11 protein-coding genes are annotated in these 14243 nt (G+C 65.8%); 10 read left to right on the top strand and 1 reads right to left on the bottom strand.

Features of this window, described 5'->3' with window-relative positions; genetic code table 11:
- Window positions 1-152 precede the first annotated feature (152 nt).
- The 4 genes from AADJ04_RS01370 (at window position 153) to AADJ04_RS01355 (ending at window position 3941) form a co-directional block, all read left to right on the top strand.
- A complete protein-coding gene (locus AADJ04_RS01370; protein WP_052521110.1) occupies window positions 153-557 on the top strand; it encodes a hypothetical protein in 405 nt (134 codons plus the stop codon).
- A gap of 929 nt (window positions 558-1486) precedes the next feature.
- The gene (locus tag AADJ04_RS01365) at window positions 1487-1921 is read left to right on the top strand and encodes a DUF1841 family protein (RefSeq protein WP_341238496.1); all 435 of its coding nucleotides are present in this window, start codon (window positions 1487-1489) and stop codon (window positions 1919-1921) included.
- A 192-nt stretch (window positions 1922-2113) separates the two neighbouring features.
- A complete protein-coding gene (locus tag AADJ04_RS01360; RefSeq protein ID WP_341238495.1) occupies window positions 2114-2596 on the top strand; it encodes a DUF3429 domain-containing protein in 483 nt (160 codons plus the stop codon).
- Complete coding sequence (locus AADJ04_RS01355) at window positions 2589-3941, top strand: AarF/ABC1/UbiB kinase family protein (RefSeq protein ID WP_341238494.1); 1353 nt, start codon at window positions 2589-2591, stop codon at window positions 3939-3941. Before AADJ04_RS01360 ends, AADJ04_RS01355 begins: the two co-directional genes overlap by 8 nt.
- Before the next feature lie 91 nt (window positions 3942-4032).
- Here AADJ04_RS01355 and AADJ04_RS01350 read toward each other — a convergent pair whose 3' ends face one another.
- Window positions 4033-4698, bottom strand: a complete 666-nt coding sequence (locus AADJ04_RS01350; RefSeq protein WP_044401599.1) for a c-type cytochrome — start codon at window positions 4696-4698, stop codon at window positions 4033-4035.
- A gap of 111 nt (window positions 4699-4809) precedes the next feature.
- On the opposite strand from AADJ04_RS01350, the gene AADJ04_RS01345 reads away from it, so the two are divergent.
- The 6 genes from AADJ04_RS01345 (at window position 4810) to AADJ04_RS01320 (ending at window position 14220) form a co-directional block, all read left to right on the top strand.
- On the top strand, window positions 4810-5664 hold the full coding sequence (locus AADJ04_RS01345) for a MoxR family ATPase (RefSeq protein WP_044401602.1): 855 nt from the start codon (window positions 4810-4812) through the stop codon (window positions 5662-5664).
- On the top strand, window positions 5665-5907 hold the full coding sequence (locus AADJ04_RS01340; protein ID WP_082758785.1) for a hypothetical protein: 243 nt from the start codon (window positions 5665-5667) through the stop codon (window positions 5905-5907).
- 4 nt (window positions 5908-5911) lie between these two features.
- A complete protein-coding gene (locus tag AADJ04_RS01335) occupies window positions 5912-6511 on the top strand; it encodes a GNAT family protein (RefSeq protein WP_066695755.1) in 600 nt (199 codons plus the stop codon).
- 21 nt (window positions 6512-6532) lie between these two features.
- Window positions 6533-7720 carry a VWA domain-containing protein gene (locus tag AADJ04_RS01330; RefSeq protein WP_341238493.1) on the top strand — a complete coding sequence of 396 codons (1188 nt, stop codon included), beginning with the start codon at window positions 6533-6535 and terminating at the stop codon, window positions 7718-7720.
- Between the two features lie 234 nt (window positions 7721-7954).
- Window positions 7955-9760 carry a BamA/TamA family outer membrane protein gene (locus AADJ04_RS01325; RefSeq protein ID WP_341238492.1) on the top strand — a complete coding sequence of 602 codons (1806 nt, stop codon included), beginning with the start codon at window positions 7955-7957 and terminating at the stop codon, window positions 9758-9760.
- On the top strand, window positions 9760-14220 hold the full coding sequence (locus tag AADJ04_RS01320) for a translocation/assembly module TamB domain-containing protein (protein WP_341238491.1): 4461 nt from the start codon (window positions 9760-9762) through the stop codon (window positions 14218-14220). Before AADJ04_RS01325 ends, AADJ04_RS01320 begins: the two co-directional genes overlap by 1 nt.
- Window positions 14221-14243 lie beyond the last annotated feature (23 nt).

The following is a 14243-nucleotide window of genomic DNA, read 5'->3' as shown; positions in this document are numbered from 1 at the left end:
TCACACGCAAGCGGATCTTCACTAGAGGGCACCGTGTAGAGCAAACGCCTGGCGTTCTGGTGCCCGAGTCCTAGCACACCGATCCAAGCCTGGGCCCGTGAAGAGACCGCTCCAAAATCAACGACCAATAAATTGGAAAGCAGCCCCCCAACATGACATCGCACCACACCACTGAACAAATCGTCACGCTGCTGAAGTGCGCCACGGAAGAGCACTCTGTTTTGCAGATTGACATGCAGGATTTTGACGACGCGTTAAATCTTTGCGGTAGCTCACCAATGTGTTTTAACGTCACGGGTGACGATGCTGGCGTAGTGCTTAACGCTTGCCGTGACGCAGCTGCGCACCTCGGCAAGACCCAAGTAGCAGCCGCTGTGGTTGTGTGCGGGATCGCCAATACCTCAGGCAACTACACGCTTGCTCACCTCAAAGAAGTCTTTGAAGTCTTCAGGCAAGCGGTGGATGAGTCAGCATTTCTGGTTTTTGGTGCAAGTTGTGACCCGTCTCTGAAAACCAGCATGAGAGTGACATGGCTGGCTGGTACCCCTGATCTGTAACACCGTAGCGCGTCTCAGCGTCCAGTCAAACACAGCGGTGTCCTAGAGTCTCATCGTCTACAGCGCAAATCACAGACAGGCACAGCGGGCACCGTTTTCACCGATTTGTAGCCCCGTCGTCCGAAGCCGAGAGAAAAAACACTGCTCGCATAGACCGACCAAACCCGTTATGGACAGTTGAGGTGTAATGGCAATCGGCGGCGTCCAAGTCCAACAGCCTCCCCAACTCGCATCAGGAAGCTTAGCGTTCCATCCGCTATCAAACGGCGACCTGCACAGCGCGATCGCCGCCGTGAGCAAACACCGCCTGCGAACGGGTCAAAGTGGAGGGGAGAAGCGGGATACATCCAGCCACGAGCACCATTGGTCGTCCGGACCGTCTTCCCCCGGAAAATAGAATTCAGCTCCCGAGTTGCGCGCTATCTCGCCTCCTACTGCTCTGCCTAAGGGAATTTCCAAAAAGCCAGGCAACCCGCCATGCAACACTCGGCGCTCACCATCACCAAGAAGGCCGCCAAGTAGCACTGCAGAACAATAGCCACGCCCTTGAAAAAAGGCAGTGAACTCCAAGGCCCATCCCCCTGCCCCACGAACCCATAAGCACTGAATGCACAACACTGGGAGCCCCGCGTCTGCGATCAGTGAGTGAAACATGCAGGTGGCAGAGGGGCCACGAGGAGACGTTCTATGCACACATGTCAGTGCAATGGTCTCATCGTCAATCGAGGATCCTGTTCTTTTTTTCATGTTCTTCAAGGCAATTGTTAGTGCCAGCAGATGGTAAGTCGGCGTTCCGTGGAGAACGAAACTCGTGCCGACTTACAGTCCCATCGCCCCTCGAGAGGCAAGGCGCTGGCACCAGTGCGGGCGCCAGCCACCAAACTCAAATCCCATGGGCTCGTTTGACTGGCGTGCTACCCTCCCGCCCCATGTTCAACCCTACCCAAGCCGATGTGCGCCGCTTTCTGTGCGGCGTGCACGCCAAAGCCCAAAGCTGCGCGCCCATGGAAGCCATCGAAACGCTGGCCAGCCTGTGGATTGCCGAGCACCCCGAATACCACGCCGACCTGGCGGACGTAGATGCCGCCATCGCCCGCAACTACGACGAAACGCCCGCACAGACCAACCCCTTCCTGCACCTGTCAATGCACCTGTCGATCAGCGAGCAATGCAGCATCGACCAGCCGCGCGGCATCCGTCAGGCAGTCGAATTGCTGGCCAAGCGGCTCGATTCGCTGCACGACGCCCACCACGCCGCCATGGAATGCCTGGGCGAGATGCTGTGGGAAAGCCAGCGCTCCGGCCGCCCGCCCGACGGCAATGCCTACATCGCCGCCGTGCAGCGCCGCGCTACGCGGGACTGATTTCGCGCAGCGCATCGTGCCATGAATTCGCGCTATGAATAAATGAGCACCTTGCGCTTATTACAAAAGCGCTAGCGGCATATTTGGCTTAAATACTGACACCACTGCACAGGCTGCACTGCGCCACACAAGCATGCAGCCCACTCGGGAGTCGTGCTTTCCCGACAATGGCCCCATTGACCTGGAGGCCCCATGCAAAGCACCCACCCCACCCCATCGTCTTCACCCGCCTTGCCCACAGCGCTGCCCACCTCCGTGGCCTGGCTGGGCTATGGCGGGCTGCTGCCGTTCGCTGCACTGGCGGGCATCGGGTGGTGGGCACCGGGCACACCGCTGTGGGGCACGGCGCTGCTGGCCTACGGTGCGGTCATTCTGAGTTTTGTGGGCGCGCTGCACTGGGGCTTTGCCATGGCGCTGGGCGGGCTGAGCGACACCGAACGCACGCACCGCTTTGTGTGGAGCGTGGTGCCATCGCTGCTGGCCTGGCCTGCCGTGCTGCTGCCCATGGCAGGCGGGGCGGCCTTGCTCATCGTGGGGTTTGCGGCGCACCTGGTGCAAGACCTGCGCCTGGCATCCCGCGCGGCACTGCCCGCCTGGTACCTGCCGCTGCGCTGGCGCCTCACCGTCACCGCCTGCGTTTGCCTAGCCCTGGGCGCGGTGGCAGCCCATGGATGAACGCCCAGACCCACAGCCCGCCGCTGCCCCGCCCAGCGCCACAGCATCCGTGCCCAGCGGCCGCTGGAGCCGCATGGCGCGCATGGGCACCCTGGCGACCGGGCTGGCAGGCGGCATGCTGGCCGAAGGCGCGCGCCAATGGGCGCAGGGCAAACGCCCCAGCGCCCGCGACTTGCTGCTCACCCCCGCCAACGCCCGCCGCGTAGCCGACCAGCTCGCACAGTTGCGCGGCGCGGCCATGAAGGTAGGGCAACTGCTGTCGATGGATGCGGGCGAGTTGCTGCCGCCCGAGCTGGGCGAGATCCTGGCGCGCCTGCGCTCGGACGCCAAACCCATGTCCATTGGGCAGATGGATGAGGTGCTGACGGCCGCCTGGGGCACAGGCTGGGATGCGCGCTTTGCGCAGTTCGGCTTCACCCCCATCGCCGCGGCCTCCATCGGCCAGGTGCACCGCGCCACCACCAAAGACGGGCGGCCACTGGCCATCAAGGTGCAGTACCCCGGCATACGCCAGAGCATTGCCAGCGACGTGGACAACGTGGGCACGCTGCTGCGCGTGTCGGGCCTGCTGCCTGCCCATCTGGATGTGGCGCCGCTCTTGGCCGAGGCCAAAAGGCAATTGCACGAAGAAGCCGACTATCTGCGCGAAGCCCGCTGCCAAGAGCAGTTTGCAGCCCTGCTGGCCGACGCGCCAAACCTGCGCATTCCCACCGTACACGCCGACTGGACCACCGAGAACGTGCTGGCCATGGACTACGTGGAATGCGTGCCCATCGAATCCCTGCAGCGCGCACCCCAGGCGCAGCGCGATGAAGTAGCCAGCACCCTGATGGGCCTGTTGTTCCGGGAGCTGTTCGAATTCCGCCTGGTGCAGACCGACCCCAACTTCGCCAACTACCGCTACGACAAGGCCAGCGGCCGCACGGTGCTGCTCGACTTTGGCGCCACGCGCGCCTACGGCAGTGAAGTGGTGGAAGCCTACCGGCGGCTCATGCGCGCTGCCATGCACGGCCACCGCGAGGGCATGGACGAAGCGGCCCAGGCCATTGGCTACTTCGGCCACCACATCCAGCCACACCAGCGCAACGCGGTGATTGATCTGTTCGCGCTGGCCTGCGAGCCCCTGCGCCATGCCGATGGCTACGACTTTGGCACCAGCGACCTAGCCCAGCGCATCCGCACGGCGGGCATGGCGCTGAGCACCGAAAAAGACTTCTGGCACACCCCACCGGCCGATGCGCTGTTCTTGCACCGCAAGCTGGGCGGGCTGTACCTGCTGGCGGCCAGACTCAAGGCCCAGGTACCGGTGCAGGCGCTGGCACGGCCTTATCTGGAGCAAGGCTGAGCCGCGTCATCAGCGTTTCGCCTCCAACCACCAACCTGCCAGACAACAAAAAGCCCGCCGAAGCGGGCTTCTTGGTGAACCGAAGAATGGCTCAGCGGAAGCGCGACTGAGGCACCACCTGCAGATCACCTTCCACAGAAGCCAGGTAGTTGGCCAGGGCCTTGAGTTCGGCGTTCGAGAACTGCTTTGCAATGCCGCCCATGATGGCGTTGTTGCGGCCCACGTTGGCGTTGCGTGCATCAGCCTTGTAGGACTTCAGTGCCACAAAGAGATAGTCGGCATGCTGACCAGCGATCTTGGGGTAAGAAGGATCGATGGGCTTGGCGAAGTTGTCGCCGTGGCAGGACACGCAAGCGCCCTTCTTCAGCAGCTCAGCCACTTGCACGCTGGGTTCGCGGCCGGGCTTGGCAGGCAGCTCGGTGCCCTTCTTGCCGTGTTGTTCGTAGTAGGCCGACACGTCGGCGATGTCTTGTTCAGACAGCGAATCGGCAATGCCGCGCATGGTGGGGTGCTTGCGGTCGCCCTTCTTGTAGGCATCGAGTGCCGAGGCAATGTACTTGCCGCTCTGGCCCGAAATCATGGGCACCTTGTGCACTTCAGGGAAGCTGGATTGGTAGCCCGGAATGCCGTGGCAGCCAATGCACATGGCGATTTTCTTTTCGCCGGCCTTCACGTCTCCCTTGGCTTCCTGGGCGTGAGAAAAAGCGGTCACAGAAGCGACAGCCAAGGCAAATATCGTGGTCAACGTCTTGTTCATTTTGCGCGCACAATCTCGTGGAGGTTCAGCTTCAGCTCTGGGCCCAGATCAGCGGCTGATTATAGCCAGCGCTTGTCAAGCCCATTCATCAACGATTTGGTGATTTCCCTTATGAAATTTCGCGGTTCCCAGAATTACGTCGCTACCCAAGATTTGATGTTGGCGGTGAATGCAGCCATCACCCTGCAGCGGCCGCTGCTCATCAAGGGCGAACCCGGCACCGGCAAGACCATGCTGGCCGAAGAAGTGGCCCAGGCTTTGGGCATGCCGCTGTTGCAGTGGCACATCAAGTCCACCACCAAGGCGCAGCAGGGCCTGTATGAATATGACGCGGTGAGCCGTCTGCGCGACAGCCAGCTGAACGATGGCGACAGCGCCGAGCGCGTGAAAGACATCCGCAACTACATCGTGCAGGGCGTGCTGTGGCAGGCCTTCACCGCCGACCAGCCCGTGGCGCTGCTGATCGACGAGATCGACAAGGCCGACATCGAATTCCCGAACGACCTGCTGCGCGAAATCGACCGCATGGAGTTCTACTGCTACGAAACGCGTGAACTCATCCGTGCCAAGCACCGGCCGCTGGTGTTCATCACCTCCAACAACGAAAAAGAGCTGCCCGACGCCTTCTTGCGCCGCTGCTTCTTCCACTTCATCAAGTTCCCCGAAGCCGACACGATGCGCCAGATCGTGAACGTGCACTTCCCCACGCTCAAGAGCGAGCTGCTCACCGTGGCGATGAAGACGTTTTACGATGTGCGCAACCTGCCGGGCCTGAAGAAGAAGCCCTCCACCAGCGAGCTGATCGACTGGCTCAAGCTGCTGGTGGCCGAAGACATTCCGCTCGAAGCGCTGCAAAGCGCCGACAACAAGGTGGCCGTGCCCCCGCTGGTGGGCGCGCTGCTGAAGAACGAGCAGGACGTGAGCCTGTTTGAAAAGCTGGTCTTCATGAACCAGAGGAACCGCTAAGTGAGCGACAACAACACCGGAACACTGCTGGCCAACGGCGTGGCCGATGCCGTGGGCTTTGTGGGCGGGGCACTGCTGGGCTTTTGGGCTGGCCAGTGGTTGGGCGTAGACATTTTTGCGCCCGGCTACGGCACCGCCAGCCTGCTTGGCATTGCCCTGGTGGGCCTGGGCGGCGGCCTGGGCCTGCACGCAGCGCGGCGCTGGCAAACGCGCCGCCAAGACAAAGCCTCTGCCAAGGAGTAGCGCGATGGCTTTTGTGGAACCCGTGACCCTGCGCGAGCGCGGCGTGCGCCTGGAACCGCTGGCCGCATCGCACGAGGCGGGCCTGCGCGCGGCCGCCGCCGATGGCGAGCTGTGGAAGCTGCGCATCACCTCGGTGCCCGAGCCCGAAAACACTGGCAAATACATCGACGATGCCCTGCGCATGCGCGCCGAAGGCAACCGCTTTGCCTTTGCCGTGGTGGACGACACCACCGGCACAGTGCTGGGCACCACCAGCTACCACGACGTCCTGCCCGCCGTGAAGCGCGTGGAAATTGGCTACACCTGGTATGCCAAGAGCGTGCAGCGCACCCATGTGAACACCACGGCCAAGCTCTTGATGATGGGCCACGCCTTCGACACCCTGGGCTGCCATGTGGTGGGCTGGCGCACCGACAACTTCAACTTCGCCTCGCAGCGCGCCATCGAGCGGCTGGGCGCCAAGAAAGACGGCGTGATTCGCGGCCACGCGCTGCGCCGCGACGGCACCATCCGCGACACGGTCATGTACAGCATGCGCGCGGGCGAATGGCCCGAGGCCAAGGCACAGTTGCTATACCTTTTAGAGCGGCACGCGCTTGCCTAGCAAGCGCTGGAGGGCAAAATCATGTTGATTGACTTCTTCTACACCCTGCGCGCGGCCAAGCTGCCCGTGTCTGTGAAGGAATACCTCACCCTGCTCGAAGCCCTGCAAGCCGGCGTGGTGGGCCCCAAGTCAGACGATGCCTGGGCGCTGGACGATTTCTACAACCTCTCGCGCCTGACCTTGGTGAAGGACGAGAAGCACTACGACAAGTTTGACCGCGCCTTTGGTGCGTACTTCAAAGGCGTTGAAATGGTGGCCGACTTCACCAAGGAGATCCCTGCCGACTGGCTGCGCAAGATTCTGGAAAACGAACTCACGCCCGAGCAAAAAGCCGCCATCGAGAAGATGGGCTGGAACGAGCTGATGGAGACGCTGAAAAAGCGCCTCGAAGAACAGAAAGAGCGCCACGAAGGCGGCAACAAGTGGATTGGCACCGGCGGCACCAGCCCGTTTGGCCATGGCGGCTACAACCCGCAAGGCGTGCGCATTGGCGGCGCGGGCAAAAACAAGAGCGCCGTGAAGGTGTGGGAGCAGCGCGCCTACCGCGACTACGACGACACGCAGGAGCTGGGCACGCGCAACATCAAGGTAGCGCTGCGCCGCCTGCGCAAGTTTGCGCGCGAAGGGCATGAGCTGGAGCTGGACCTGCCCGACACCATCCGCAGCACGGCGGCCAACGCAGGCTACCTCGACATCAAGATGGTGCCCGAGCGCCATAACAACGTGAAGGTGCTGCTGCTGATGGACGTGGGCGGCACGATGGACGAGCACATCCAGCGGGTGGAGGAACTCTTCAGCGCCGTGAAGACCGAGTTCAAGCACCTGGAGTTCTACTACTTCCACAACTGTGTGTACGACTTCATGTGGAAGAACAACCGCCGCCGCTTTGCCGAGAAGTTTCCAACCTGGGACATCATCCGCAAGTACAACAAAGACTACAAACTGATCTTTGTGGGCGATGCGACCATGAGCCCGTACGAGATTCTGCAGCCCGGTGGCAGCGTGGAATACAACAACGAGGAGCCGGGGGCAGAGTGGATTCAGCGCCTCACCCACGCATTCCCGAAGTTTGCGTGGATCAACCCCGAGCCCCAGGGCGTGTGGCAATACCGCCAGAGCATCAGCATCATCCAGCAGCTCATCGGCAACCGCATGTTCCCGCTGTCACTCAAGGGGCTGGAAGACACCATGCGCCTGCTGTCGAAGTAGCGCTGCGCCAGCGCGTGCTGCCACGGCCGCGCGGCCGAAGCTGTCCTACACCGGGCGCCTGTTTTTGCAGGCATAGTGCGGGCCAGTTGCCGCCATACTTGCGCATTGCTGCGGCATTGCCACCGTTTCATGATTTCTTCTTCGTCCGTTTCTGCTTCTCGCGTGCATGTTCCGTGCAAGGCGCAGCCTCATCCAACGCCGACTCTGTGGTCGGCGTTGCTGCTTTGTGGAGCGATGGTTTTGCAGGGGTGCAGTGTGCTGTCGCCCCGGCCAGGGGCTGAACCAGCCGCTGCGGTCACCACCGAAGACCAGCCCGCCTTCAGCCTGGAAGTGAAGGCCCCCGACTCGGTGCGCGACACCCTGGAGCGCCACCTGGAGCTGCAGCGCTTTCGCCTGCTGCCCGATCTGCAAAACGAAGAACTGCGCCGCCTGTTGCACGCCGCCGACGCCAACGCCCGCGAACTGCTGGGCACGCTGGGCTATTTCGCGCCCACCATTGCGATTGAGCTGCGCGAAGCCGCAGCGCCACAGCCGCCGTACGCCGTCACCCTCACCGTGGAGCCCGGCCCGCAGACGCGCGTCACGCAGGCCGACATCCGCCTGACCGAAGGGGCCGAAACCGAGCCCGATGCCCGCGTGCGCCAGCTGCAGCGGGTAAAAAGCAACTGGTCGCTGCCCGCAGGCAGCCCCTTCACGCAAGGCGCCTGGTCAGAAGCGAAAAGCAGCGGGCTGCGCCAACTGCAAGTGCGCCGCTACCCCACCGCCAGCATTGCCAGCAGCCGCGCCGAAGTGGATGCCGACACCCACGAAGCCAAGCTGGCCGTAACCTACGACCCCGGCCCGCCCTACCGCTTTGGCCCGCTGCAAGTGCGCGGCAGCCAGCGCTACGACCCCGATGGCGCGCGCCGCCTGGCCCGCCTGCCCACCGGCAGCGTGTACGACGAAGCTGAAATGCTCGATGCACAGCAGCGCCTGGCCAACAGCGGCTACTACGATGCGGTGTTCCTCACGCTGGACACCGAGAGCCCCGACCCGCAGGCAGCCCCCGTGATTGCCCAGGTGCGCGAAGCCAAGCTGCAAAAGCTGGTGTTTGGTGCGGGCCTGTCTACCGACAGCGGGCCACGCCTGTCGATAGACCACAGCCACAACCAGTGGCCCACGCACGGCTGGCGCGCGGTGAACAAGCTGTCGCTCGACAAGAATGCGCAGCAACTGGGCACGGGCTGGACGGCCTTGCCCAACGACAACGGCTGGCGCTGGTTCACATCGGCACTGGCACAGCGCCAGCAGACGGGCGACTACGACGTCAACAGCGTAGAGGTGCTGGGCGGGCGCAGCAAAAGCACCAAGAACATCGACCGCACCTACTTTTTGCGCTACGACACCACCCGCGCCCAGGGGCTGAACGCCCCCGCTGACAGCGCCGCGCTGAGCGCCAACTATGGCTGGACGGGCCGCTATTTCAACAGCAAAACGGCGCCCACCAGGGGCTGGGGCATTGCCGTGGAACTGGGCGCTGGCATGACCTTGCGGCCCGAACGCAACCCGTTCACCCGCACCCTGGTGCGCTGGCAGTCGTTCTTCCCCGCAGGGCGGGTGGAGGCAGACAACGGCGTGGCCCGCGCCGCACGCATTTCGGTGCGCACAGAGTTAGGCGCCGTGCTGGCGCGTGACAGCGCAGAAATCCCGGTCACACAACTGTTCCTCACCGGTGGAGACACCACCGTGCGGGGCTACAGCTACCGCAGCATCGGTGCGCGCACGCAAAACAACCAGCTCTACGGTGGCCGCTACATGGGCGTGGCCAGCGTGGAATGGCAACGCCCCATCACCTACCGCGGCAACATGACCGATTGGGAAAACACCCTGTTTGTGGATGCAGGGGCCGTGGCCGACCGCGCCGGAGACCTGGACCCGCGCGTGGGCATAGGCACCGGCGTGCGCTGGCGCAGCCCCGTGGGGCCGCTGCAGGCCGACCTGGCCTGGGGCGTGCAATCCAAACAACTGCGGCTGCACCTGCGCCTGGGGTTCACTTTCTGATGCCTACGTTCAACGAGCCCACTGGCCCCGCTAGCCCACCCAGCCCCAACGAGCCTGCCCACACCGCTGCACCGCCACCGCGCCGCCGCAGTGCGCTGCGCTGGCTGGGGTGGGCGGTCGCCGCACTGCTCTTGGCCATTGCGCTGGCAGGCGCAGGGCTGTGGTGGTGGGCTGGCCAGGCCACTTCACTGGCCACGGTGCTGCAGCGGACAGCGCAGTGGCTGCCCGCCGGGCAAAGCTTGCAAAGCCGCGATGTGACAGGGTCGCTGCGCAGCGGCGGGCGCATTGGCTGGCTGCGCTGGAGCAGCCCAAGCCTGGTGGTAGACGTGACCGACGCCCAGGTGGGCTGGCAACTGCCCCTGCTGCTGCAGCGCCGGCTGGAGCTGCGCGATATCCGCGCTGCGCGCATCCACGTCACCCCGCTGGAACATGACCAGCCCGCCACCCCGCCCCAGCCGCTGCAAGAGCTGGTGCTGCCGCTGACGGTGGAGCTGGGCTTCCAGGTAGACCAATTGCAGTGGGGCGACAACCCGGCCTTGCAAGCCCAGGGGCTGGCGGGCACCTACCGCTTTGACGGGCAGAACCACCGGCTGACCATCAGCAACCTGGCGCTGGCACAAGGCCGCTACACCGCCAGCGCCGTGCTGCAAGCCCGCGCCCCCATGGCCCTGCAGGCCGCGGTGGACGGCACCGTCACCACGCCCCTACCGGGCCGCACAGAGGCATTCACCGCTGCTGCACAGGTGCGTGCCGACGGCACCCTGGCCACCGAGGCGGCGCGGCTGAACCTGGAAGCCAACCTGCAGCCAGCGGGCGCCACGCCAGCCCCAGGCACAGCCCCTGCGGCAAAGGCAGCCCCCGCAGCGCGTGTCCCTGCACCCGCCCCGGCAGCCATGCGCGCCACGGCCCAGGCCACCGTGCAGCCCTGGGCCCCACAGCCGCTGGAGCAAGCGCGCGCCACCTTGCAAGCCGTGAACCTGGCGGCCCTGTGGCCCCAGGCGCCCACCACCGATCTGCACGGCACGCTGACGGCAGGGCCCGATGCCAGTACCGGCACCAGCACCCAAGCCCCGGCCCAGGCGGGCGCCTGGAACCTGACCGCAGACCTCACCAACCGCGCGCCCGGCCCCTGGGATACCCAGCGCCTGCCGCTGGCAGGGCTGCAAGCCCAGGCCCGCTACGCAGCGGGCGGCTGGACGGTGAACCAGGCCACGGCCACCGTGGGCTCAGCCCCCCGCGCAGGCAGCCTGGACCTGCAAGGCAGCTTTGCGCCCGCCACGGGGGCAGTGCAAGGCTCGATACGCCTGCGCAACCTGTCGCCCGCTGCCCTGCACTCCGCACTGGCGGCGTCGCCCCTGTCGGGCAGCGTGCAGGCCCAAATGCCGTCGCAAGCCAGCCCACTGACCAGCACAGTGGTGCGCTTGACGGCAGACATTCGATCAGCAGCGCCCACGGGCACCGCACCGGCGAGTGCGACAGACCTGCGCATTGATGCGTTCACGGCCCAGGGCCAATGGAACCCCGATGACAACGGGGGCACGGTGCACATCGAACGGCTGGCCCTGGATGCGTTGCGTGCCCGGTTGCAGGCGACGGATCTGCGCATCAGCCGTGGCGCGCCACCCGGTGCGACACCTGCCGCCAGCAATCCAGCCGTAGCCGTCTCAGGCCAGGGGCTGGTGCAGCTCACCCTTCCCGGCTCGCAAGTGCGCGTGCAGGGCAATATCGCCCCCCGCACTGGCCAGGGCGAAGGCAGCTGGAGCCTGACCGATGCCGACCAAACCCTGCGCTGGCTAGGCCGCTTGCCCTGGCTGGGCAAAGACCTGCAAGGCACGCTGCGCACCGCCTCGGCCAAAGGCCAGGCACAGCTGCAACTGCAATGGAAGGGCGGCTGGAGCACTCTGCAGCAGCAACTGCACACGGCAACCCAGGGCCTGCCCCCCAGTGCTGGCGCCAAAGCCCCGCCCTTTCAGATACAGACCGCACTGACCAGCCCGCAATTGGACCTGGTGCTCCCCCCCCAGGCCAGCGGCACCGCAGACGCCACCAACGTGGCGACATCGGTGCAACTGCGCGCCCTGAAAGCGGAGCTGAACGGGCAACTGACGCAAGCCACGCTGCGCCTGGAAGGCGAAGCACGCACGGGCACCCAACGCCTGTCGCTGCAGACCCAAGCCACCGGCGGGCTCAGCGGCGCTGGGCAATGGCAGGCCCAGTGGAGCCAACTGCGCGCACAGTGGCAAGACACGCGCCGCCCTGGGGTGTGGACGGCTCAACTCACGCAGCCCTGGGCCATGTCGCTGCGCACTGGCGCCAGCCCTGGCACCGCCGTGGCGCCGTCTGCGCGGGCCTCATCCACAGCAAGCGCTTCGCCCGCCAGCAAACCCCAGGGGCTCACCCTGCAAGCCAGCGCCGGGCAGGCGCAAATCACCGGCCCCGTGCCGGGCACCGTGGCGCTGCGCTGGCAACCCGTGCGGCTGACTACGGTGGCGGGCGGCCTGCCACGCCTGCAAACACAAGGCACGCTGCAAGGCCTGCCCCTGGCCTGGGTGGATGCGTTCGGCACGGACGCCGCCCCCACGGCCGCACCCAGCACCGCCGTGCCCGGTGTCGCCTCCACATCGCCCACCGCGCCCACGCTGGCGCCGCAACCATTGTTGGCCCGCCTGGGGCTGGCCACCGATCTGCTGCTGGAAGGCCAGTGGAACGTGGACACCACCGAATCCCTGCGCGCCACGGCCAGCCTGCGCCGCACCCAGGGCGACTTGCGCATCTTGAGCGCAGAGCCACCAGCAGAGACCACCAGCGTCAGCACCGGCCAGGGGCTGGGGCCAGGCAGCGTGACCACCATCACGCCAGCATCCACCGCTGCCACCAGCCGGGGCACCCCGGCCGGTGTGCGGCAGGCAGAGCTGAGCGTGCAGCTGGACGCAGACAGCCTGAACGCCCGCCTGCAGTGGGCCAGCGCACGCGCTGGCGAGATTGACGCCACCGCCAGCACCCGCCTGCAGTGGGACGAAGACGCTGCCCCCTGGCCTGCGGACGCACCGCTGGCCGGCAGCGTGCGCGCCCGTCTGCCCGACGTGGGTGTGTGGTCTGCCCTGGCACCCCCCGGCTGGCGCGTGCGCGGCACGCTGGATGCCAACGCCACCCTGTCGGGCACGCGCAACGCCCCCCGCTGGACGGGCACGCTGGCGGCCGATGAGCTGGCCGTGCGCTCGCTCATCGACGGCGTGGACCTGCAAGGCGGCCGCCTGCGGGCCAGCCTGCGCGGCAACCAGCTGGAGCTGACCGAGTTCCAGCTGCAAGGCGGGCGCGGCAGCAAAGCGCGCATTCCCGGGCAAAGCGGAAACCGCACCCAGGCCCCCACCGACCGGGGCAGCCTCTCGGCCACGGGCCGCCTGACCTGGAGCGACGCCGACACCGCCAGCGGCACCCCACCGCGCATTGCGATGGACCTGCAAGCCCAGGCGCAGGCGCTGCAGGTGCTGGTGCGGGCAGACCGGCAGGTGAGCGTGTCGGGCAACCTGCGGGCGCAACTGCAAGAAGGCCAGTTCAGCCTGACCGGCAAACTCACCACCGACCGCGCCACCATCATCCTGCCCGACGAAACCGCCCCCACGCTGGACTCTGACGTGGTCATCCGCTCTGCCGCGCGCGACCGCGAAGCCCAGGCCCGCGCCCAGGCCGCCGCCCAGGCCCACCAAAAGGCCGAGCAAGCACCCCAGCTGGTGCCCGCCAAGCCAGCGGTCATCGCCATCACGCTGAACCTGGGCAACGACTTTGCCCTGCAGGGCCGGGGCATCACCACCCGGCTCACGGGCGAGGTGGATGTGCGCAGCGCCGCCACCGCAGGCGCCCCACCCCGCGTGACGGGCGAGGTGCGCACCGACGAGGGACGCTACCGCGCCTGGGGCCAGGTGCTGGACGTGGAGACCGGGTTGATCCGCTTCAACGGGCCGTACAACAACCCCTCGCTCGACATCCTGGCGCTGCGCCCCAACATCAGCGTGCGGGCGGGGGTGCAGGTCAGCGGCTCAGCCCTGGCGCCGCGCGTGCGCCTGTATTCAGACCCCGAACTGCCTGACGCTGAAAAACTCGCCTGGGTGGTGCTGGGCCGCGATGCCACCGCCGGCGGTGCCGAGGCCGCCGTGCTGCAACAAGCCGCCCTGGTCCTGCTGGGCCGCCGCGGGCAATCGCCCACCGGCAACCTCGCCAGCCGCGTGGGTCTGGACGAAATCGGCTTCAAAGGCGCGGCCCCCGGCGAAGACGCCAACACCGCCGCCCTCACCTTCGGCAAGCGCATTTCCAAAGACCTGTACCTGACGTACGAACGCACGCTGTCGGGCACCCTGGGCGCGCTCTACATCTTCTACGACCTCTCGCGCAACCTCACCCTGCGGGGCCAGGCGGGCAGCAACAGCGCGGTGGATCTGATCTACACGATGAAGTACGACTGAGAACCTGTTCCCAGCCCCGCCAC

Origin of the sequence: uncultured Acidovorax sp. (assembly GCF_964021665.1) — a bacterium.
GTDB classification, from domain to species: Bacteria; Pseudomonadota; Gammaproteobacteria; order Burkholderiales; family Burkholderiaceae_C; genus Acidovorax; species Acidovorax temperans.
Note: the sequence above shows the minus strand (reverse complement) of the source record. Positions and strands in the feature narration are given on the sequence as shown.